The organism is Chryseobacterium populi, assembly GCF_000282115.1.
Lineage (GTDB): Bacteria > Bacteroidota > Bacteroidia > Flavobacteriales > Weeksellaceae > Chryseobacterium > Chryseobacterium populi.
Genome location: NZ_AKJY01000118.1, coordinates 1 through 23,345, shown reverse-complemented (window position 1 = coordinate 23,345; position 23,345 = coordinate 1). Strand labels below are relative to the sequence as shown.

Below are 23,345 nucleotides of genomic sequence, written 5' to 3'. Positions count from 1 at the left end.
GAAAACAAATGGCTGAAACAAATAACCATAAACTCCCGATGTATGCCGTCATCTTTACGGTGATTTTCAAGCTCTTATTTTTATTGACCCATCATATCCAGGAAGATGCATTTATTACCTGGAGGGTTGCCCAGAATGTAATGGATTATGGAGTAATAGGTTTCAATGGTGATATTAAAATTTCAGCATCTACCACTCATCTTTATGTATTTGTTTCCTATCTGTTCAACCTTATTTTCGGGAAAGAATATTTTGTTGAGCCTATCCTTATTTTTAATTCCATCCTTTTTACAATAGGAAGCCTGTTTCTGTCTCATTTATTACTCAAAAATCCTTGGCATAAAGCGATTTTTATTTTTTTATTCGGAATTTTGCCACCTTCCATCAAGATTTCCATTTTGGGAATGGAATACGGGCTTCTCTTCTTTTTAGAAATGGCTTTACTGTATTATGGGTTTAAAAAAGAGAAAAAGTGGGCTCTTATTGTTTTTCCGATACTGATTTTATTTACAAGAATCGATACTGTAATTTTCCTGGGAATTGTATTTCTGGTAGATATTTTCTGGAATAAAAGACTGCGCTGGAATTATATTTTAGGTGGAGTATTGGGGATCTGCTTTGCACTTGCCTTCAACTGGCTGTATTTTGGTGAAGTGGTGAATAATACGATTACCGCTAAAAAGCTTTTGTATGATAAAAATTTCACACTCAGTCAGGATATTGAATATTTCAGGTTAAACTACGGAAACTTCTGGGGAATGCTGAAAGTTCCCGGAGATTTTAACCCTTTTACAATCCTTGTTCTTATTTTTGAACTGTTGTGTTTCGTATTCCTGATCAGGCAGCAGGAGAAAAGAAACTATTTTCTCTGGATGATTTTCCTTTTTGCATGGGCAAAACAATTGATCTTTCTTTCCCAGAAGAGCCTTTTCGACTGGTATTACTGGGTTCCGCAGATCTTACTTTTTGTTCCGGTACTCATTTTTGTTTTAGAGCAGAAAGTGAAAAGAAACCTGTGGCTGTCTCTATTGATTGTATTTTATATCATCCCAATGGTAGCTTTTCAAACCATTCACTCAATCGCAACAGGAAACGGAGAATGGAATTATCGAAGATCAATAGGTATATTTTTAAACAGCTACGAAAAAGACAAAAACCAATGGATCTTGCTTGAACCGGCAGGATATGTCCCTTATTTTTCCGGATTAAAAACGATTGATGAAGTTGGATTGGTTGACAGGAAAATTCAGGATGAGATCAGGAAAGATAAAAAACATTACTGGATCAATACTGTAAAAGACAGAAAACCTAAATACCTGCTTTCTTACAATGATTTATTTGCAGGGGAAGATGGCGGATATTACAGAACCCACTATCAGCTGCTGAAAGAATACAGGATTAAAGACCATTTAAAAAGTGATCACAAAATTCTGGAAAAGATCTATAAACTGAAACCTTCGGGAACAGATTATAATTTGTATATAAGAATAAGATAATTTAGAGTTATGAGTTATAAGTTATGAGTTATGAGTTATGAGCTGGAAGTTTTAAAGTGGAGGCTGGAAGTTATGAAGGTTTTTTATTGCTCATTATTCATTACCAATTACTATAATCCATAATTCATAACTTATAACTCATAACCCATCATTAATATTATGAAATACTGTGCATTTCTTCGTGGTGTCAACGTAAAAGGAACCAATATGAAAATGGCAGATGTATGCCAGGTTTTTAAAGAAGCCGGAATGCAGGATGTAAGCTCAGTGCTGGCTTCCGGAAATATTGTATTTTCTTCTGATAAAAAAGCGGAAGATTTAAAAAAAATACTGGAAAAAGCAATGTCAGATCATTTCTCGTATGAGGCATTTCTATTCGTAAAAACCCAAAAAGAAACGGAAGCTTTCTGGAACAGCAATCCGTTTGAGAAGAACGATGATTTCCATACTTATGCCTTTGTAGGAAGTATGGAAGTGGAAAATGTTTTGATGAAAGAATTTGATGCCGCCTCTAAAGTCGACCATGAAAAAGGAGAAATCACCAACAATATTTTTTACTGGCAGGTTCCGAAAGGAAATACCCTGGATTCCTCTTTTGGAAAAATATTGGGAAAGAAAAGCCTGAAAGATCAGCTGACCAGCAGGAATATCAACACATTTGAAAAGATCCTGAAAAAAATGAATTAAAATTAAAGTATTTCAGCCTGATTGAATCCATAATAATTTCCGATTGTGAAACTTTATAAGTATTTTTACTGAACTTTTTAATTATAATAAAATGATTCAGTATTTAGATAATATTCAGCACAAAGATTCAAAAAACTTTTTTCTTATTGCCGGGCCTTGTATTATTGAAGGAGAAGATATGGCATTGAGAATTGCTGAAAAAGTAATTGAGCTTACCAACAAATACAATATTCCGTATATATTCAAAGGAAGCTTTAAAAAAGCCAACCGGAGCAGGGTAGATTCTTTCACATCAATTGGGGAAGAAAAATCTCTGGAAATCCTTAAAAAAGTAGGTGATACCTTCAATATCCCGACTACAACTGATATTCATGAAAATGAGCATGCCGCTTTAGCTGCTCAATATGTGGATGTATTACAGATTCCTGCATTCCTGGTACGTCAGACCGATTTATTAGTGGCTGCTGCTAAAACAGGGAAATGCGTTACTTTGAAAAAAGGACAATTCCTTTCTCCGGAATCAATGAAATTTGCCGTACAGAAAGTAACCGATTCAGATAATCAGAAAGTAGCGATTATTGAAAGAGGAAATTCTTTCGGATATACAGATCTTATTGTAGATTACAGAGGAATTCCTACCATGAGAGAATACGCGCCTGTAATCCTTGATGTAACGCATTCTTTACAACAACCCAACCAAAGCTCGGGAGTAACAGGTGGAAGGCCTGATCTTATTGAAACCGTAGCCAAAGCAGGAATTGCGGTAGGAGCAGACGGAATTTTTATAGAAACACATCCTACACCGGAAACAGCTTTATCTGATGGAGCCAACATGCTAAGATTAGATTTATTAGAAGATTTGTTACAAAAATTGACAAGAATTAGAGAATCGATTTTGTAGTTGTTAAAAAATACTTAATTTTAGAAATTCTTAAAACATTTCTTTTGAAAAAACTAGTTTTACCACTAAGCCTTATGGTTCCCATGCTTGTATTCTCTCAAAATAAAAAAAGAGATACAACAACGAAAGTTACAGATATTGAGGAAGTTGTATTCCAGAAAAAAGTGACGGGAAAAACAAGCGACATCACCACTGTAAAAATTTCAGCTAAAGATGCTAAAAATGTAGCAAGCATTTCCGGAGGTATTGAGGGAATTCTTAAAACCCTGCCTTCCGTAAACTCCAATACAGAGCTTTCTTCACAGTATATGGTTCGTGGTGGAAACTATGATGAAAACCTTATTTATATTAATGATATAGAAATTTACAGGCCTTTTCTGATCAGAAATTCTCAGCAGGAAGGGTTGAGCATCATTAATCCCGATATGGTTTCAACAGTCAACTTCTCAGCCGGAGGTTTTGAACCGAGATATGGTGATAAAATGTCTTCGGCTTTAAATATTTATTATCGTGAGCCTGAAAAATCTGAACTTTCAGGAGAAGCAAGCTTAATAGGCGGAAGGTTAACAGCCGGCTTAGCTTCCAAAAATAAAAAACTGACGGCATTATTTTCCGGAAGATACAGGAATACCAATCTGGTTCTTAATACATTAAAAGAAGATACGGATTTCAATCCTGTATACTGGGATTTCCAGTCTTATATCAACTATCATATCAGTGAAAAGTTCAGCCTTTCATTTATAGGCTATTATTCCAAGAACGATTATGAAATGGTGCCGAAAGAAAGAAGTGTTGATTTCGGTAGCCTTCAGAGACCGCTTAATCTTACCGTATTTTACAACGGTAGAGAAGATGATAAGTATAAAAACATGATGGGAACTTTGTCGATGAATTTTAAACCATCAGACAAATGGAGATTCACCTTAGACAGTTTTGCTTATCAGAATCGTGAAAGAGAATATTACTCTATTGCATCTGCGTATATTTTACAGACCTTTGATCCTATTACGGGAGCACCTGTAACTTCTTATGATACGGGAGGCCAGATAGAGCATGCAAGAAACGATCTGTTTGTAAGAACGTATGGTGCACAGTTCAGAGGGCGTTTTTCACCCAATGTGAATACAGATATTGAATTAGGATTTAAATACGAAAAAGAAAATCTGCAGGACCTTACCAACGAATGGAAGCTGGTAGATTCTGCGGGCTACAGTACTCCAAGGCCTCTTGATGATCCCAGATTCGGAACTCCGGGTGATCTTAATTTATTTTACAGAATTGCAGGAGCTAATCATATTGAACCAACGAGAATGTCGGCATATGCACAATATTCTCAGAAATTTTATTGGGGAAGCAATAAAGTATTTGTAAACGCAGGAGCAAGGGTTTCTCACTGGAGCTTTAATGATGAAACGATTTTTTCACCAAGGGCACAGTTTGCCATTAAGCCGGATTGGGATACCGATATGTTGTTCAGGCTTTCCGGAGGAATATATTATCAGTCTCCTTTTTATAAGGAAATTAAGGATTTAGACGGGAATTTCAATAAAAATATAAAATCTCAGCGTTCCATTCAGGCTATTCTGGCTAATGATTATGAATTCCAGATGTATGACAGGCCGTTTAAGTTAACTACTGAAGCCTATTACAAGAAAATGGATGATCTTATTCCTTATTATATGGATAATGTAAGAATCCGCTATTCCGGTAAGAATAATGCATCAGGTTATGCTTACGGAATTGATACCAGGCTATTCGGAGAATTTGTTCCGGGAGTAGATTCCTGGTTATCGGCAAGTTATGCCAGAGTTTATGAAAATATTGACGGAAGAGGAAATATCCCGAGACCAACAGACCAGAGATTCAGATTTGCATTGTTCTACCAGGATTATATGCCTAAATTTCCTTCAATGAGGGTAAATCTTACTTTAGTGTATGCAATGGGACTGCCAACAGGATCGCCCATTATACTAGATCAAAATGGTGCACCTGATATATATTCTGCTTATCAGTACCAAAGGACATTGCCTTCATACAAAAGAGTGGATATCGGACTTTCCAAAGTTTTTATAGATCCAAAAAGTAAAAATAAAGCATATGGTTTCTGGGGGAATTTTGAAGAACTTACTTTGGGAGTACAGGTTTTTAATGCATTCAATATCAGAAATACCGTTGCCAACCAATGGATTACAGATGCCAATACCAACTTTATGTATCCGGTTCCTGTACGTCTTACAGGAAGATTCTTCAATGTAAAGCTTGAGTTTAAGATTAAATAGAAGCTAGAAGCCGGAGGTTGGAAGTAAATAATAGCCGGAAAATTAAATCTGCTTCAACAGCCTATCTGTGGGATAAAAAATATAAGCTTCTGAAAATATCAGGAGCTTTTTATATATTGTTTTCCGAATTTTGTAACAACATCACAAAATTTTATAACATTCATCTCAGAGATATTTATAACTTTGCTTCAGCATATGAAAAAGATTCTTGCCATAGTATTTTCTATTTTCTACTTCGGGTTTTCTTCCGGAGCAGTTTTTAGGATCCATTACTGTATGCAGGAAATGGTCTCTGTAAGCCAAAAAACAGATGATTTATGCAGTAAATGCGGAGTAAAAACAAAAAAAGACTGCTGTAAAACAGAAATCAAAATTGTAAAAGTTGATGATTTGCAAAAATCAGATTTCCTGAAAATTGATTTTCTGAAACAGATTGCAGAGTTTAAAACGCATGAGTTTTTCTTTACAGACCAATCTTTTTCGACGGCAAAATTTACACAGACCAGAATTAATGGGCCTCCGGAAATCACTTCAGTTCCCATTTTCATTACTCATTGTAACTTCAGAATTTAGAATTAATTTTCGTTTGATTTCTTATCATAACAAATGACAAATCTTATCACAAAAGGTGATTTCAATATCATTTCTTATCAAAAATTATTTTAATTCTAAATTTTAAAACAATGAAAAAATATATTATTACAGCAGTATTCAGCGTATTTTCAATACTTTCTTTATCAGCACAATCTAAAACAGATGCCCGGGTTTCAAAACTGTATCAGAATTATATTTCTATTAAAGCGGCTTTAAGTGCCGACGATGCAGATAAAGCTTCAAAAGCAGCAGCAGAATTTATTAAAACAGCATCAGCTATTGATTATAAAGTATTGTCTGAAGGTAATCTGAACATTTTAAGAAAAGATGCCAGTATCATTTCTGAAGCAAGAACCGTTGACGCACAAAGAGAGACTTTCTTTAATCTTTCAGATAATATGATTGCTTTAACAAAACAGTTTAAACTTTCCGATAAACCGGTATTTGTCCAGTATTGCCCGATGGCCGACGGAAGCTGGCTGAGCAACGAAAAGCAAATTGTAAATCCTTATTACGGAAGCAAAATGCTTTCATGCGGAAGTGTAAAGTCGGAGATTAAATAATTACCGTAATTATTTTAAATATAATAAGTTGGATAACCTGATTTAACATTAAATTTAATTGAATAAATTAGGTTGTCTAACTTGAAAAAATCGAAATATTATGAAAAAAATAATAATGTTTCTGATCCTCTTATTCTCTGTTTTCAACTTTGCACAAACTACAAAGACTTATTATACTTGCCCGATGCATCCGGAAGTCGCTTCCCCAAAACCGGGAGACTGCCCGAAATGCGGAATGACCCTGGTTAAAAAGACTGTAGTAATCAAACCAAAAACTGTTTCAAAACCTGAAGCAAAACCGGTTGTAAGACAAGAAATAAAGGTTCAGAATATAAAGAAAAATGAAAATATCAAAAGTAAGACTAAGGTAAAAGCTGAGTCAAAAACAAGCCCGAAATCAGAAATTAAAAATAATAAAAAAGGAGCTGTTAAAACTGAACCTAAAGTTAATATTCTAAAAAATTCTGACTCTCAAATTCAAAAGACTTATGTTTGTCCGATGCATCCCGAAGTTATTTCAGATCAACCCGGAAAATGCCCTAAATGTGGAATGGAGTTGGTAGAAAAGGAAAATCAGCAGGTTGCTGAAAATAAAGCTGAGCAAAATTCAGGATTAAAAAGAAATTCTGAGAACGGCAAAGTAACTTTTGGAGGTAAAACGGTTCGTTATGATTTGTATGTAAAAGACACCATTGTAAATTTTACGGGAAAAAGCCGTCGGGCAATTGCTGTCAACGGAAAATTACAGGCTCCGACCCTTTATTTCACGGAAGGAGATACCGCGGAAATTTACCTTCACAATATGCTGAAAGAAAACACAGGCTTCCACTGGCATGGTGTTATTCTTCCCAATGAACATGACGGAGTTCCTTATCTTACGACAAAACCTGTAAAACCCGGAGAAACCCATTTGTACAAGTTTAAAATTTCTCAGAACGGAACATATTGGTATCATTCCCATGAAAGCCTTCAGGAGCAGATCGGAATGAATGGTATCCTGGTTTTCCAGAAAAGAGAGAGTGAACCTAAAACGGAATATACAAAGGAGATTCCGGTGCTTTTAGGCGATTGGAGTGATGATGATCCTATGCAGATCGCGAGAAGGCTTCATATGGCCAATACAGATTGGTATGCGATTAAGAAAAATGCGGTCCAAAGTTATTGGGAAGCTATAAAATCCGGAAACTTCGGAACAAAGGTTCTGAATGAATGGAAGAGGATGGAAGCAATGGATGTGAGTGATGTCTATTATGATAAATTTCTCATCAACGGAATCCCAAGTTCAGAATATTCAAATCTAAAAGCCGGAGATAAAGTAAGGCTTCGGGTAGCCAATGGAGGATCTTCCACTTACTTTTGGCTCAACTATGGTGGTGGAAAAATAAAAGTTATTGGAAATGATGGAAATGATGTGGTTCCGGTAGAAGTAGACCGTCTGATTGTCGGTGTTTCTGAAACTTATGATATTGAAGTGACTATTCCTGAGAATAAAAGTTTTGAGTTCCGTGCAACTTCCGAAGACCGGGTTGGGCATGCTTCCCTTTGGCTGGGTTCCGGAGAGAAAACAAATGCTCCTGATATTCCACGGCTGATGCTTTTTGAAGGAATGAAAATGATGAACGGGATGATGGAGATGAGCGGAAACATGAAGCCGATGAATATGACGATGGGAAATCAGATGATGGATATGAATGAAGTGATGTATCCTGAAATCCCGGAAAGCCAACGGAAAATGACGATGAAACACATGAATGAAATGATGGGAGTTAAAACCAAAGAAGATAAGAAAGAAGAAGACCATTCTCAACATTCAGGAATGGAGATGAAAGAGGAAAAATCGATTAAAAGACTGACTTACAACATTCTTAAATCCCCTGAAAAAACAATTCTTCCAGCAGAAGGAGTGAGAGAATTGAAGTTTACACTGGAAGGAAATATGAATCATTATCTGTGGACCCTGGATAATAAAACAGTCACGGAAACCGATAAAATTCTGGTTAAGAAAGGGGAGATCCTTAGAATTACCATGTACAACAATTCAATGATGCGCCATCCGATGCATTTGCATGGCCATGATTTCAGGCTGATCAATTCAAAAGGAGAATATTCGCCATTGAAAAATGTAGTGGACATTATGCCAATGGAAACCAATACGATTGAATTTGCAGCCAATCAGGATGGAGACTGGTTTTTCCACTGCCATATCCTGTATCACATGATGGCCGGAATGGGAAGGGTTTTCAGCTATGAGAACTCAAAACCCAATCCCCAGCTTCCAGACAGAAAATTAGCGTGGAAAGACTTTCTGAAAGATAACAGAATGATTAGTTCAATGGCTATGCTTGATATCGCCAGTAATAAGATGCATGCTGAAACGATGACGATGTTCGGGCCAAGATGGGCTAATTTAAATGAATTTCACTCCAACTGGAACTTTGATCATTTTGAAGGAAGTGCAAAAGTAGGAAGATTCTTAGGGAAATTTCAATGGGCGTTACCATATGCAGGTTTCAGGGTCCAGAAAAATCATGAGATCATGGAAAGGCAGATGGCTGAAGATATGGGAATGACGTATCAGGGCAAAAAAAACTGGTTTGGACAGCAAACGGCATCAAAAGACAGGTATGCATTTATAATTGGAATGCAGTATCTTTTACCAATGCTGATTACAGCAGATGCAAGCGTAGACCAGAACGGAAAAGTATTGTTAGAGCTAAGCAGGGAAGATATTCCTGTCTCCAGAAGGATCAGAGGGAACTTTAGCCTTAATTCTGACGGAGAATTTACAACCGGATTAAGATATATTGTTCAAAAATGGTTCTCAGTTTCCGGGAATTATGACAATGAAATGGGGTGGGGAGCTGGAATAACCCTGACCTACTAAAGAAAAGGCTGTCTTAAATGACAGTCTTTTTTATTGATTTTCGTCTACAGCATTATTCACAGATGATTGTGTTTAAATAGAATTGTGTGATCCTACATTTCCAGTTGTATAATTTTTTCAACCAGTTTTTGATTGGCGCTTTTAGGAATTAATCTCAAGGAAAAATTTCGTAAAGAATTTCCTTTTTCCCATTGGGAAACTTGTCCAATTTTCCAACTTGTACTGACAATATAATCTACTTTTTTCCTTCTGATGTTTTGGAACTTCTCAAAAACAGAATTAAAGTCTTTATTACTTTCTAAAAGTTTTCCGATAATATAAGCATCTTCTATTGCCTGACAGGCGCCTTGTCCCATATTCGGTGTTGTTGCATGGGCAGAATCTCCGATCAGGCAAAGGTTCTCAGCATACCACTTCGGGATGGGAGACAGGTCGGTAATATCATTCAGAATAATATTTTCATTCGGAGTTGCTTCGAGAATTTTTATAATTAACGGGTGAAAACCTTGAAAATTTTCAGCTAAAGTAGGGTAACGTTTATACTTTCCTTCATTAATCAAAGCATACCAATATACTTTTTTATCTGAAATCTTTACAAAACCAAAACGTTTTGCTTTTCCCCAGGCTTCAAATGCTTCGCGGTGAAATTCTTCCGGCAGATCAAATTCTACCAATCCCCGCCAGCACATTTGTTGTGCATTTCGGATTTTGCCGGCTTCTATTATTTGATCGCGTACTTTTGATTTTATTCCGTCTGCTCCGAAAACGATTTTACTTTCAATTTCATCTCCATTTTCAAAATTGAGGATATAATTTTCTTTTTTATGAATTTTGCTTAAAGAATGATTCAGCTTAATATTTTCAAAGCTTATATTTTCAGCTAAAGTTTTCTGCAATTCAGCCCTGTGAATGGTAACGTTGCAGGAATTGTATTTCTTTTCGAGCTCAAGAGCATTGGTTTTAGAAATTGGTTTTAATTTTTCATCAGTTATAGAAATGCCGTGAACTTTATTTCCTACATTTTCTATTTTTTCTTTTAAACCTAGTCTGTCGAAAATCTGCATTGCATTGATTGCCATCATGATTCCGGCTCCAACAGGTTTTATTTCCGGTGCTGATTCATAAACTGTGAAATCCAGATTATGTTGTTTCAGAATATTTCCAAGGGTCAGCCCGCCAATTCCGGCTCCGATTATTGAGATTGAATCCATTATTTTAAATTTTTCAATTCATTCAGTAATTGGTTCTGCTTATTGATGAAATGAGTAAGGCTGTCTGTTTTTAAAGGATGTGCCTTTTGATACTTTTCAATTTCTGGAATTGTTTTTCTGATTTTGAAAGCTGTATATAAATTATTGGTTTTCTCCTGATTTTTATTGGCCAGAGAAATCAGGGCTTTTATGTTTTTAACTTTTATATCATATTGATCAGAGCTTATTTTAATCTGATCGATAACTTCTTTTTTCATCAGAGAGTCGGTTATTGTACCTGCCTGATAATTAGCATTCTGGTAATAAGACCGGGATTTGGAAAGAATTTCATCATAGCCGGAAATCACCTTATTGAACTTTTCCTCCGTCTTGCTTATTTTATCATCAAGAGCTTTAAGCTTTTTATCATTTTTAATGAGTTCAAAATAAATCTGATCTACCATATCTTCTTTACGGTAACTTTTTAATGAACCGGAGACAGATGATTCAGCATTGTCAACGGCATTTTCTACAGCCCCACCATTTCTGGATTTGTTTTCTGTACAGGAAAGCAGTGATAAGGCTAAAACGGATGCGAAAAGTATTTTTTTCATAATTTCAGATTGGGTTTTATTCTTTATTAGTTGAAGATAATCTTAAAATTGTTACAACTGTATTTTAAAGTTTATTTCTCCTGTTTCAGTATTGCTTTTGAAAATATAAATCTTATTCTGTTGAAGTTTGAGAATGATTTACCTGACTGTTTTTATCGCAAGGATAGACAAAGGCGCAAATGCTTAGCTGGGAAATACAACGAATTTATCCTGTATTACCTTCATAAGTGAAACACCCTTGTCTATCCTTGTGATAAAAACATAAGTTTCCAGATGGAAATGGTTGATTTAAATAGATTCATAAAAAAACGGAGCCTGAAAACAGGCTCCGCTACATTGTTTTATGCTAAAATTATTTACCTAAATAAGATTTCAAAATCTTACTTCTGGTATTATGTTTCAGTCTCTTGATCGCTTTTTCTTTGATCTGACGAACTCTTTCTCTTGTCAGATCGAAAGTTTCACCGATTTCTTCTAAAGTCATCGGATGTTTTCCGTTTAGTCCGAAGTATAATCTTACCAGATCAGCCTCTCTTGGAGTTAAAGTATTCAATGCTCTTTCGATCTCAATCTGAAGAGATTCAAGCATTAAATCTTTATCCGGGCTTGGAGATTCTCCTGAACGTAATACATCATAAAGATTCGAATCTTCACCTTCTACTAAAGGGGCATCCATAGACAGGTGTCTACCGGAGTTTTTCATAGATTCTTTGATATCTTCCTCGCTCATGTCAAGAACTTCAGCCAATTCTTCCGGAGAAGGTGGTCTTTCATTTTCCTGCTCAAGGTGAGCGTATGCTTTATTAATTTTGTTGATTGAACCAATTTTGTTTAATGGCAATCTTACAATTCTTGACTGTTCTGCCAAAGCCTGTAAAATTGACTGACGAATCCACCAAACTGCATAAGAGATAAATTTGAAACCTCTGGTCTCATCATATCTTTTTGCAGCTTTCATAAGTCCCAGGTTACCTTCATTAATTAAATCGGGCAAAGAAAGACCTTGGTTTTGGTACTGTTTAGATACGGAAACTACGAAACGAAGGTTGGCCTTGATTAATTTTTCCAGTGCTGCTCTGTCGCCTGCACGTATTCTTTGTGCCAATTCTACTTCCTCGTCCGCAGTGATTAGTTCCACTTTACCAATTTCCTGCAAATACTTGTCTAATGAAGCAGTTTCCCTGTTGGTTACCTGCTTGGTAATTTTTAATTGTCTCATTTATTTTATCCTCAAAAATAGAGTTACTATATATTATACGCTTAAGAGGGTGAAAAGGTTACACCAATTTTAATTATTTTTTAATTTTTTGGGATATTAGGCGGCAGACATCAGATATAAGATTTCAGGTATGTGTACCTTTTTCAATGGTTTCAAAAAATGGAAAGAGATCTGATCTCCAAGACAAATAAGCATTATCTTGAAGTATTCATATCCATAAAATAGCACCTGTCATTTCTGAAGGTGCTGAAATAAAATATTTACTTACACTTAATCGTGATAAAAATGTATTTATAGTTTCTGAATTTTCAAAACTTGTGATACAGTACCGTTTTCCTTAATCTTCAAATAATAGAATCCTGCTGCCAGATCGGTAATATCTATCTGCATTTGTTTTCCTTTAAAATGCATTTGTTTGATGAGCTTTCCGCTTATATCCACCAGATCAATTGCTGCGGTGGCATTATTCGATTTGTTTTGAATAGTGATTTTATTACTTGCAGGAACGGGACTTACCACCCAGTTATTTTTTAAAGTACTTGTTTCATTTATATTTAAACTGGTGGGTGTAGGATCATATATTTCATAAATTTTATCAATCTTGTTGTTCACACTGTTTGAGTTGCTGGTACTGACATAAATTTTTCCATTAGGTGCAGCCAGCACATCCCTTATTCTTCCAAAACTTATCTCAGGTATATCCACTTGCGAAATTACAGTATTTTGACTAGTATTGAAAGTTAGTACATATAAGGCCTGATTTTTCAGTGAAGCCAGGAGTAATTTATTTTGCCACTGAGGGAAGAGCGGATGAGTATAAAAATCAATACCGCATACCGCAATCGTTGGTGTCCAGGATTTGGCAGGTTCATAAACATTATTGGCATTGCAAAAAGTGATTTCTGAAGATAAATTGCAATAGCCTTCTACGTTGGGCCAGCCATAATTCCTGCCGGCTTCTATTATGTTTATCTCGTCGTCGTTGCTGGGACCATGCTCACTGCTAACAAGTTTAGTGCCCATTACCGCTAGTCCTTGCGGATTGCGATGTCCAAAACTCCATACTGCTGAGCCGGGTATAGGGTTGTCGCTCGGGATAGTCCCGTCAAGGTTATAGCGGAGAATTTTACCGTTCAGTGATGATGTATTCTGAGGAAAGCTCAGATCATTTGCATCACCTGTAGTCATATACAATTTATTATTGCTAATGAGCAAACGGCTGCCATTGTGAATGACGTTAGCCTCGATACCATCTTTTATCAATCTTTGAAAGGTAAGTACATCTGTAGTCGGATTATATTCATATACCACTAATTTTTGACGATAATCATTCCCATTCAGCAAATAATTGTAAGAGCAGAATACTTCGGGGGTATTAGGGAAATCAGGATGCAGGGCCAAACCAAGCATTCCTCCTTCACCGTTATTGATAGACACATCCTGTTCAAAGATAAGCTGCTTTAGTTCACCGGTAACCGGGTTGAGTCTCGAAATAGTACCATGCCTTTGCGTGAACCAAATACTGCCATCAGGCGCACTAACCATTTCCCAAGGAATATATAATCCACTTTTAACTTCTCTTACAGAATAGTCGTTTGTTTGTGCAAAAAGTTGAACATTAATAAATGCAGCAATAGCGAGGGTAAAAATTTTTATCATTACTTTAAGTATTTATTATTTCAAATTTAGATAAAAAACATATACAAAAAAGGCTGCTGTGTTTATTTAATTACTGATTTACAGTTAGTTATGTATTTTATTCTATTGCTTTTTTGAAAGTGAGAATTTTTATTTATAAAAACCTCATTTTTTTATATTTATTTAATTGATTTTTCTTTTTTATTTAATTTAATTTTTTTAGGGAAACGTAGATAAATAAAAAAAACGAAACCGAAGTCCCGCTTATATTATTGGCAAATTTATTAGTGCACCAGCTATTAAAACAATTCATTCAATAGCTTAGCCAGCCTTAAACCTCCGTATAGAAGCTGTCTTTCAAGAGTACCATTGAATTTATACTGGTAATCATAGGACAGTTTTGAATCGTCGGGAGTCTGTGCATAAATTTTATTGGCAATTTTATGAGAATCATACAACCAGTCTTCCAATGTCCCGGACTGGATTTGTTTTACTTCATCATTAGATTTGATATCCAGAAGTTTTGAATATTCTGTATAGCTGTATTTTTGAGAATCTACTAATTTTCCGTCCCATACAGAATGTAAATTGGTTTTGTCTCCGAAATAGGTTACATTGATTTTATTTCCTCCTAAGTCTTCGGCTCTTCCTATATGTAATGGCTGAGAAAGATCACCCATAATATGGATCAGGAATATCAAAGCAATTTTTCTGTCTTTTTCAGAAGTTTTTTCGTCTTTTACCTGAGCAGATAAAGTTTTTACCTGCGTATAGAGGTTGGGGCCTGTCTGTGCAATCAGGTTTTGTTCGAATGCTTTAAAATCAGCCTGCGGGTCTATATTTACATAATGCCATGCTGAAGCCTGTTTCCAGACTCCTGTAGTATCAGATTTAATGAAATCCGGCCAGTTTGCCCAGTAAGCAAGGCGTTCTTTGCCCATGATTTTTCTGATTTCTCTCCTTGCTTTTCCGGAAAGATGATTTTCTGCAATTTCTGCAATAATTCTGTGCCCCGTTAATCCCCATGCATAAGAATAAAGAGAAGAGGTTATGAATGCTAAAATTAGAATTTTAGAATAAATACTTTTCATTGTAAATAACATTTTCAGTCTGCAAAGATAGAGCAGCTTTTTCTAATTCGTATTAAATAATATTAATTTCTATGATAAAGACAGTTAATAAAATTTAATCTCAATAGAAATAGGCGGGATATTTATCATTTTAATTTTTTTTACTACAAAAGACATTTAATATCAAGGATATATCTTTCAATGAAAATCTTTGATTTCCTGCGTTTTCAGAATATTATAATTATTAGAAAATAAAACTTTGCGTCTTTGCGATTAACTTTGAACCACATTGAGAAGTTAGCTGCAAAAGTTTCCGATACATTTTTTCTCCTTTTCATGGCGAAAAGCATCCGAACAGACAGGTGACGGAATTTTAATTATATTTTATGTACATCATAACTTATTCTGAATTTTATTCATTTATGGTTCGATTCAATATGAAAAATTTATACTTTTACTAGGATAATAATAAGATAATCTCTGAATTCTAAAAATTGTCACCTAATTTTTTTTTCAATAAAAAGAGATATATTATCTTTACAAGTCATAATCACAGGAAACACTATGTATGAGAATAATATTGTAGATATGGATTACAATAAGCTGCAGACAGATTTCAGAGCTGAAGCTGTAGCAGTAAACCTTTTGAAATACCACAGGACAGTAAGCAATATTTTCGTTGAGCGTATCGGCATCAATGACAGGGCCTATTTAAAGGATATCAAAAGTATTTCAAGCAATTATCTCGGATTTGATGAAGAGGTATTTACTATAGAAACTTACCGGGAAGGGATTTATGATTATCTTCCGGAAGGTTTGTTTCATCCGCCATCGCTCAGCACTTCAAGGAAAAATGTTGAAAGTGTCGTTAAAGAAATCCGCAAACAGAAAAGGGTAGAGGAGGATGCCCGGAAATTTTTCCGGCCGTTTGAACTGGAGATATTCTTTACTGAGATCAGTGCATTGCTTAAAGAATTTGATTTTGATATTTCAAGCGATACAGATACCTTATATGAAACGGTGAGCGAGCTGTGGCCGCTTATTAAATCACTCGATCAACAGAATGCCTATATATTTATTCATATTTTACCGTTCTTTCACCAGATCCGTGGAGATAAAAGATGGTTTGAAAGATGCATGACCGCTTTTTTGCAGGTCCCTGTAGAAGTAACTTTCACTCCGAATATTATTGATGATATAGAAGAAAATGATGATTCTATGTTACTGGGAAATTCCAGACTTGGGGTTACCTATATTCCAAGTGGAAGACATATGGACGGACAGAGAAACTGGGTAGTGAATATCGGTCCTATTCCTTATGGCAATATGAAAAAATATATCCCCGGAAGCCCGTTCAGAAAAGTACTTCAGGGATTATATGATTATTTTCTTCCCGTAACGGTAGATGTGGAAGAGAATTTTATCACAGAAAAAAAGGAATATTCTTTCATGCTGGAAGATGACGAAAGAAATGCAAACCGCCTTGGATACTCTACTTTTCTGTAAAATATTTTGCTATATTTACAAGCCCAACAGAATATAAAATTGAAAAAAAACCAATGGAAATCTCTTCAGTAAAAGGAATCTTCTTAAGATATATTTTAATGCCTCTGGTAGCGGTTATTATGATGATTATACTAGGTGTAATCAGAAGAAATAAGCCTGCGATCAAAATTAAAGTTATTGTCATTTACTTCCTGCTATGCAGCTTGTGTCTGGCATTGCCCGGGTTTTTCGGATTTGCCAGAAATTTATTTAATCCGTACTGGTACCTTATTGCACAGATTATTTATCTGATTTTTGGGATCATTCATGTTAATTTATTGGATAAATACTTTAAAAAGCATATTGAGTCTTTATCGATGAGTATATTATTTGAATCTATACTTTCTCTGACCTGCATGGCTTTCGGAGGTTATCTTTTTGTTCTTATCTTCAACTGGATGAGCAAAGGGCTCGGTTATCCTATCATGTCTGCAACAAGTGCGATTGCATTTCTTGTTCCGATGGTATTTCATTACTGCTATGTTCAGTTTATCAGTATTCCGGTTGATATCTATAAAACATGGAGGTATTCACCGGATCAGAGGCTTCCCGATTTTGAAGGCGCGGATTTTGATAGATTAATGGTATTGAATGTAGAGCTGAGTAAAAATCTCGAAGATGCCAACAGATTCAGGATTAAAGCAAAAACATTACCCACGGGAGTGACTTTTGGAGACTGGTTTTACAGGGTAGTAGACGATTACAACCATAAAAATCCAAAATCTATTATTCATCTTTCGGATGAACAGAGAGAACCTTATTATTGGATCTTTTACACAAAAAAATCGTTTTTCAGTTTTAGAAAATATATTGACTTCGACCAGGATATTACATCAAATAGCATTTCAGAGAATGAAGTAGTTATTTGTAAGCGCGTTATTCAGCACGAAGAAGAAGGAGTAGCGAGAAGAGCATAATTACAACAAACACACAAATTTTAAAAGTATTTAATATGATACAGCCTAATAAACATTTTGCCATCAATTGGGTAGACGGGATGAAAGTTTCCCAGAGACACCTTAATGATCAGGATAATTTTTTAATTGATACGATAAGAGATGCCAATTCATTGGCTATCACTACATATAATTACGGACTTTTACCTATTTCAAACGAGTTTACAGACAAAACCATCTTCGACGTTCACAATACGGCTACGAATGATGTTCAGCTGGTAATAAAACGTTGCAGCGCTGTTACCCTTGCCGGATACAGAATTGAGCTGAATGACAGAAGAGTAAGCGTAAAATCTTTGGCCAAATCGATGAATGAAGAGCAGGTTGATGGTGAATATTATATTCTGATCTCTGTAAATCCTTTTGATAAGGTACCTTTCGGGGATATTGATCCGGAAGAGATTCCGCCGCGTCACCCGAATGCACAGCCTAATTATCATATTGAACTGCTTCCGGTAACTTCCCTGAACAGCAGCTTTTCCGGTGGAAATTATCTGGTAGTAGGGAAAGTAGACCTTAAAGGAAACATTGCGCAGGTAGATTCCAATTTTATTCCGCCTTGTACCTCTATTCAGAGCCACCCGGTTTTAATAGATTATTACAATAGCTTTGCAAAATCCATTGGAAACCTGCAACAGTATTCTTTTAAGATTATTCAGAAAGCTTCCCATAAAAATCAGAATACAGCCTTAGCACAGAATGTGAAATTCTTGTGTAATACCCTGGTGAATACTTTTGGAGACATGTATTTCCAGTTCAGAAACATTATTCCATGGCAGCCGCCGGTGTTCTTAATTGAAACCTTTGCAAAACTAGCCCTTCGTATGTACAATTCCACTCAGGTATTGGTTCCCGCAGAATTGGAAGAAATGCTGAATTATAGCTTGGAATGGAGCGAAATTGCCCCTCATACCTTATTAAACCAGCTATCTATCGTAGCTGAAACCAATTACGATCACCACAACTGTGGCGAACCGCTTTTATATATCCAGCAGATGCTGAGAAGCCTGGAAATTATTTTCTCTAAATTAAGTGAACTTGATTACATCGGTCAGAGAAAAGAAAATATCATCGTTAACGAACAGGAGGTTTCTTCAAACACCAATCCGAAACGAGGCTGGAGTGTGTTAGATTAAATTTAAAATAACTTTCTTTCAATATAAATCCCGGTTTTCCGGGATTTTTTACTGGGTAATGGCAAGGAATTGTAATTAAACCACCTTTGCCTTTCTGATAATCTTTGCCAGCAGGGACGGAAAAAATCTTTTAAGAAATATTCCCATAACTTCCCGGCCTCCTATGGCTGCCTGGTATTTTTTCTTTTCAATGGCATTTAGCATTTTTCCGGCAAAAACCTGAACGGGCATTCCTTTTTGGGTAGCATCATCCATTGTTCCCTGTGGTGATCCGTCTCCTGTTATTGCATTCATTGAAATTCTGGTTTGTATAAATCCTGGGCATATAACGGTTATCAGAATGTTCTCCTTGTACAATTCAGCCCGGAGAGCATCGAAAAATCCATGTAAAGCATGCTTAGCTCCTGCATATCCACTGCGCATCGGAGCTCCGAATATGCCCATAAGGCTGGATACCACGGCAATTTGCCCGCCGCCACTTTTGATCATATAAGGTATTGTCGCTTTAGTGAGTGCTATTGTTCCCATATAATCGATATCCATTAAACGTTTGTCTACTTCAATATCTGTTTCCATAGCTAAGGAACGTTGGGATAAGCCTGCATTATTGATCAGGATATCAATTCTTCCAAATTTTGCAACTGCTTTTGCTGCAATATCCGTCATATTTTTATACTCATAAAGATCTAATGGCAAAACAGCATAACGATTCTGCGCAAGTCCCGCTTTTTGTGCAATGGTCTCCAGCTGATCTTCTTTTCTTGATGACAGAATAATTTTAGCAGTGGTTTTTGTTGCTAATTCCATGACAAGCGCTTTTCCTATTCCGGATGATGCGCCTGTAATCCATACTGTTTTATCATTAAAATAGGTGCTCATATCGTAAATATTGATTTCATATTTTATTTCAGTCCGCCAATATATTTCCCGGCTTTCATTCCGGAAAAAAGACATCCACTCAGGAAAGTTCCTTCCAAAGCACGATAGCCATGCATACCGCCGCCGCCAAACCCTGCGACCTCGCCTGCAGCATATAAGCCTTCAAGGACAGTTCCGTCTTCCTTCAGGACCTGGCTGTTAAGATTGGTTTTGATTCCACCTAATGTTTTACGGGTTAAAATATTAAGCTTTACAGCAATGAGCGGTCCGTTTTCAGGATCGAGTATTTTGTGTGGTGTTGCAACCCTGCCCAATTTATCCCCGATATATTTTCTAGTACTCCGGATATAGTTGACCTGGGTATCCTTTGAAAATTGATTATCCAGTTCCCGGTCTCTCGATTCGATCTGGGATTTTATTTTTTCATATTCTAAAAGATGATCTCCTGAAAGTTTGTTCATTCTCTGCACAAGATCCTGGAGATTATCAGAAACAATAAAATCTTTTCCATGTTCTTTAAAAGCTTCTACAGGTCCGGGTGCTTTTTTACCGAAAATTCTTTTTAAAAACAGTACATAATCTTTATTCGTTATATCAGGGTTTTGCTCAGAGCCGGAAAGGGCAAATTCTTTCTTGATAATTTTCTGTGTCAGAATAAACCATGAATAGGAAAAGCCGGTATCCTGTATGTATTTCAGAGTCCCTAAAGTATCGAACCCCGGCAGAAAAGGAACGGGAAGGCGGTTACCATTGGCATCAAACCATAGGGAGGATGGACCGGGGAGTATTCTTATACCGTGGTGAGGCCAGATAGGATTCCAGTTCTGAATGCCTTCTGTGTAATGCCACATCCGGTCGCGGTTGATAATATGAGCGCCTGCATTTTCAGCAATACCAATCATTTTTCCATCTACGTAAGCAGGTACTCCGCATACCATATTTTCCGGGGCTTTGCCTAATCTTTCCGGCCAGTTTTTACGAACGAGCCCGTGATTGGCCCCGATTCCTCCGGATGCAATAACAATATGGGGGGCATGGTATTTAAATTGTGAGACAACAGTTCTGTTGGTTTCCTGTCCTCTCTCTTTATGGTCATCTTCTAAAATATCGCCTGCAATACCGGTTACTTTGCCATTTTCCAGTAATAAATCGGTAACGCGGTGCCTGAATTTCATCTGAAGCAGTCCCTTCTCTTTGGCCTCATAGGCTTTTTCTACAAAAGGTTTGATTACTCCCGTACCGGTACCCCAGCTGACATGAAAGCGCGGAACTGAATTTCCATGTCCATCCGCTAATCCATCTCCTCTCTCGGCCCATCCGACAATAAACATCAATTTGATTCCCATTTCAGAAATATAATTGTATTTTTCATTGGCAGCGAATTTCAGATAAGCTTCAGCCCATTGTTTAGGCCATTCATCTTCTTCACGGTCAAAGCCTGCTGTGCCCATCCAGTCCTGCCTGGCCAGCTCATAAGAATCCTTTATGCCCAATCTACGCTGTTGTGGCGAATTGATCAGGAAAAGCCCCCCAAAGGACCAGAATGCCTGACCTCCTATATTTTCTTCAGTCTCCTGGTCGATCAGTAATACTTTTTTCCCGGCATTGGTGATTTCCATGGCAGCAGTGAGCCCCGCTAATCCGGTACCAATGATGATAGCGTCAGGTTGAAATGCGTTGTCCATTTTTATAGTTTATCGGCTAAACTAAGATAGTAGATTTTAGGAGTATAATACAATGGTTTCTATTTCTTCAGGTGAATTTTTTGGTAATATTCAATTAACAGCTGTATATATAAAACTATTATCCTGAATTTACAAAATAAATAAGATGGCTAAGTTTCCGAGCAACTATTTGTTCCTATTTCTTGACCAGTATTTTTTCAGTAGCTTTTTTACTGAGAATTTCTTTTTTATTTCCGATCTCGATAGTCATTGATTTATCAAAATCTTCCACTTTTATTACTTTTATTTTCGTATTCAAAAGAAGCTTCCTTTCATTCAGATAGCTTAAAAAAGCGTCGTCGGACAGGGTAACGGAAGCGAAAATAACTTTTTCACCTACTTCGCAGCTGCTTAATTTATGCAGATTGAGAGCAATGATATTACCGTCTTTGTCCGGGATCGGCTCGCCGTGTGGATCAAACTTAGGAAAATCTAAAATTTCGTCCATTTTATCAAAGAAAACCTGGGAGTGAACATGTTCCAGCTGTTCTGCAATTTCGTGTACATTTTCCCAGCCGAAATTCATTTTTTTAACGAGAAACATTTCTGTAAGCCTGTGTTTGCGTACTACCAAAGCAGCTTCTCTTTTCCCCATCTCGGTTACTCTTAAGGGTTTATAGGTTTCATAGATCACCCAGCTTTTTTCGGCAAATTTCTTCATCATATTGTTAACGCTCGGCATTTTCACATTTAAGAATTTGCTGAGTTCATTAATCGTTACCTTTCCTTCCTGATCAACCAAATGAAACAAGGCTTTGAGATAATTTTCTTCTGTAAGTGTTGTTTTCAAAATGTTAGATGGTTTTATATACAAATCTAACAAAATATTTATGAAATTTTATCCTTTCTGGATAAACTTTTTTAATTTTGCTCTATGAAATTTTCATTTAAAAACGATTATTCAGAGGGCTGCCATCCTAATATTCTGCAGGCTCTTCTACAATATAATCTCGATCAGCAGGCAGGATATGGAGAAGACGAATATTCTTTACAGGCTAAAGAATTAATCAGGAAAAAAATCAATAATCAACATTCTGATATTTACTTTGTTTCGGGCGGAACACAAGCCAATCTTATTGTCATTTCTTCTGTTCTGAAACCTTATCAGTGTGTTATTTCTGCGTCTACGGGGCATATTTTAAACAATGAAACGGGTGCCATTGAAGCGACAGGGCATAAGGTTTTAAGCATTGAAACTGAAGATGGGAAATTGAGGACATCAGATATCATTTCGGTGCTGGAAAATCATAGTAATGTTCCGCATCAGGTAATGCCGAAATTGGTGTATATCTCAAACTCTACAGAATTGGGAACGGTTTATACGGCCAGCGAACTGGAAGAGCTTTCAGGTTTTTGTAAAAAAAACAATCTTTATCTGTTCATGGACGGAGCAAGAATGGGGCATGGGATTATGGCTGAAAAAAGTGATCTGACCCTTGAAAAAGTAGCGGCATTAACTGATATTTTTTATTTGGGTGGAACAAAAAACGGAGCACTGATAGGAGAGGCCATTGTGATTAATAATCCTTCTCTTCAGGAAGATTTTGCGTTTAATATTAAGCAGAAAGGTGCTTTACTGGCTAAAGGAAGATTGCTGGGAATTCAGTTTTTGGAACTGATGAAGGATGATCTGTACTTTGATCTGGCTAAACATGCGAATGAACAGGCCATGAAGATTAAAAATACCCTGAAGGAAAGGGGAGTGGAGTTTCTTTCAGATACCTATACCAACCAGATTTTCCCTATTCTGAATAATGACCTGATCAAGATTTTACTGGAAAAATTTGAATTTTATGTCTGGAAAAAAACTGATGAAAATTTCTCTGCAGTACGTCTTATCACCTCCTGGAATACAGGTGACGAAGCCGTAGACGATTTTATTGAAATCATTAAAAAAGAGTTACCATAAAATAAGAAGAGGCTGTCTCAAAAGGGGCAGTCTTTTTTCTGTCTCAAAATTTGTAGTTTAC

The 23,345-nt window shown here is 36.4% G+C and carries 19 protein-coding genes; 11 read left to right on the top strand and 8 right to left on the bottom strand.

Features of this window, described 5'->3' with window-relative positions; all coding sequences use genetic code 11:
* Positions 1 to 8 precede the first annotated feature (8 nt).
* From PMI13_RS20145 to PMI13_RS20115, 7 genes are all read left to right on the top strand, one after another.
* Positions 9 to 1,496: an LTA synthase family protein gene (locus PMI13_RS20145; protein WP_007847412.1), complete on the top strand. Its 1,488-nt coding sequence runs from the start codon at positions 9 to 11 to the stop codon at positions 1,494 to 1,496.
* A gap of 159 nt (positions 1,497 to 1,655) precedes the next feature.
* Positions 1,656 to 2,183 carry a DUF1697 domain-containing protein gene (locus tag PMI13_RS20140; protein ID WP_007847409.1) on the top strand — a complete coding sequence of 176 codons (528 nt, stop codon included), beginning with the start codon at positions 1,656 to 1,658 and terminating at the stop codon, positions 2,181 to 2,183.
* Positions 2,184 to 2,274: 91 nt separating this feature from the next.
* Positions 2,275 to 3,084 (top strand): 3-deoxy-8-phosphooctulonate synthase, encoded by an 810-nt coding sequence (gene kdsA / locus PMI13_RS20135; protein WP_007847406.1) that lies wholly within the window; start codon positions 2,275 to 2,277, stop codon positions 3,082 to 3,084.
* 44 nt (positions 3,085 to 3,128) lie between these two features.
* Positions 3,129 to 5,363 (top strand): TonB-dependent receptor plug domain-containing protein, encoded by a 2,235-nt coding sequence (locus PMI13_RS20130; RefSeq protein WP_007847404.1) that lies wholly within the window; start codon positions 3,129 to 3,131, stop codon positions 5,361 to 5,363.
* Positions 5,364 to 5,558: 195 nt separating this feature from the next.
* Positions 5,559 to 5,936: an HYC_CC_PP family protein gene (locus PMI13_RS20125; RefSeq protein WP_007847402.1), complete on the top strand. Its 378-nt coding sequence runs from the start codon at positions 5,559 to 5,561 to the stop codon at positions 5,934 to 5,936.
* Between the two features lie 110 nt (positions 5,937 to 6,046).
* A complete protein-coding gene (locus tag PMI13_RS20120) occupies positions 6,047 to 6,520 on the top strand; it encodes a DUF3347 domain-containing protein (protein ID WP_007847400.1) in 474 nt (157 codons plus the stop codon).
* Positions 6,521 to 6,620: 100 nt separating this feature from the next.
* Positions 6,621 to 9,404, top strand: coding sequence for a multicopper oxidase domain-containing protein (locus tag PMI13_RS20115; RefSeq protein ID WP_034669854.1), 2,784 nt, complete (start codon positions 6,621 to 6,623; stop codon positions 9,402 to 9,404).
* A 92-nt stretch (positions 9,405 to 9,496) separates the two neighbouring features.
* Here the strand turns inward: PMI13_RS20115 and PMI13_RS20110 are convergent, their stop codons facing one another.
* From PMI13_RS20110 to PMI13_RS20090, 5 genes are all read right to left on the bottom strand, one after another.
* The gene (locus PMI13_RS20110) at positions 9,497 to 10,615 is read right to left on the bottom strand and encodes an FAD-dependent monooxygenase (protein ID WP_007847395.1); all 1,119 of its coding nucleotides are present in this window, start codon (positions 10,613 to 10,615) and stop codon (positions 9,497 to 9,499) included.
* On the bottom strand, positions 10,615 to 11,208 hold the full coding sequence (locus tag PMI13_RS20105) for a hypothetical protein (protein WP_007847391.1): 594 nt from the start codon (positions 11,206 to 11,208) through the stop codon (positions 10,615 to 10,617). The genes PMI13_RS20110 and PMI13_RS20105 overlap by 1 nt, the downstream gene beginning before the upstream one ends.
* Before the next feature lie 352 nt (positions 11,209 to 11,560).
* On the bottom strand, positions 11,561 to 12,427 hold the full coding sequence (locus tag PMI13_RS20100) for a sigma-70 family RNA polymerase sigma factor (protein ID WP_002979276.1): 867 nt from the start codon (positions 12,425 to 12,427) through the stop codon (positions 11,561 to 11,563).
* Positions 12,428 to 12,718: 291 nt separating this feature from the next.
* Positions 12,719 to 13,972: a PQQ-dependent sugar dehydrogenase gene (locus PMI13_RS20095; protein WP_162129632.1), complete on the bottom strand. Its 1,254-nt coding sequence runs from the start codon at positions 13,970 to 13,972 to the stop codon at positions 12,719 to 12,721.
* A 392-nt stretch (positions 13,973 to 14,364) separates the two neighbouring features.
* Positions 14,365 to 15,156, bottom strand: a complete 792-nt coding sequence (locus PMI13_RS20090) for a S1/P1 nuclease (protein ID WP_007847380.1) — start codon at positions 15,154 to 15,156, stop codon at positions 14,365 to 14,367.
* Between the two features lie 543 nt (positions 15,157 to 15,699).
* Between PMI13_RS20090 and PMI13_RS20085 the strand changes: the two genes are divergently transcribed.
* From PMI13_RS20085 to PMI13_RS20075, 3 genes are read left to right on the top strand one after another with little or no spacing between them, the layout of a single operon-like run.
* Positions 15,700 to 16,641: a type VI secretion system baseplate subunit TssG gene (locus PMI13_RS20085; RefSeq protein ID WP_007847378.1), complete on the top strand. Its 942-nt coding sequence runs from the start codon at positions 15,700 to 15,702 to the stop codon at positions 16,639 to 16,641.
* Between the two features lie 53 nt (positions 16,642 to 16,694).
* Complete coding sequence (locus PMI13_RS20080; protein ID WP_007847377.1) at positions 16,695 to 17,597, top strand: TssN family type VI secretion system protein; 903 nt, start codon at positions 16,695 to 16,697, stop codon at positions 17,595 to 17,597.
* A 35-nt stretch (positions 17,598 to 17,632) separates the two neighbouring features.
* Entirely contained in the window at positions 17,633 to 18,772 is a 1,140-nt protein-coding gene (locus PMI13_RS20075; RefSeq protein WP_007847375.1) for a hypothetical protein, read from the top strand.
* Positions 18,773 to 18,847: 75 nt separating this feature from the next.
* On the opposite strand, the gene PMI13_RS20070 is transcribed toward PMI13_RS20075, so the two are convergent.
* The 3 genes from PMI13_RS20070 to PMI13_RS20060 all read right to left on the bottom strand — a co-directional run bounded on the left by PMI13_RS20070 (position 18,848) and on the right by PMI13_RS20060 (position 22,165).
* The gene (locus tag PMI13_RS20070) at positions 18,848 to 19,651 is read right to left on the bottom strand and encodes an SDR family oxidoreductase (RefSeq protein WP_007847374.1); all 804 of its coding nucleotides are present in this window, start codon (positions 19,649 to 19,651) and stop codon (positions 18,848 to 18,850) included.
* A 23-nt stretch (positions 19,652 to 19,674) separates the two neighbouring features.
* Entirely contained in the window at positions 19,675 to 21,336 is a 1,662-nt protein-coding gene (locus PMI13_RS20065) for an FAD-binding dehydrogenase (RefSeq protein WP_007847372.1), read from the bottom strand.
* Between the two features lie 175 nt (positions 21,337 to 21,511).
* Positions 21,512 to 22,165 carry a metal-dependent transcriptional regulator gene (locus tag PMI13_RS20060; protein ID WP_007847370.1) on the bottom strand — a complete coding sequence of 218 codons (654 nt, stop codon included), beginning with the start codon at positions 22,163 to 22,165 and terminating at the stop codon, positions 21,512 to 21,514.
* Between the two features lie 84 nt (positions 22,166 to 22,249).
* Between PMI13_RS20060 and PMI13_RS20055 the strand changes: the two genes are divergently transcribed.
* Entirely contained in the window at positions 22,250 to 23,284 is a 1,035-nt protein-coding gene (locus PMI13_RS20055) for a threonine aldolase family protein (RefSeq protein WP_007847367.1), read from the top strand.
* Positions 23,285 to 23,345: the final 61 nt, after the last annotated feature.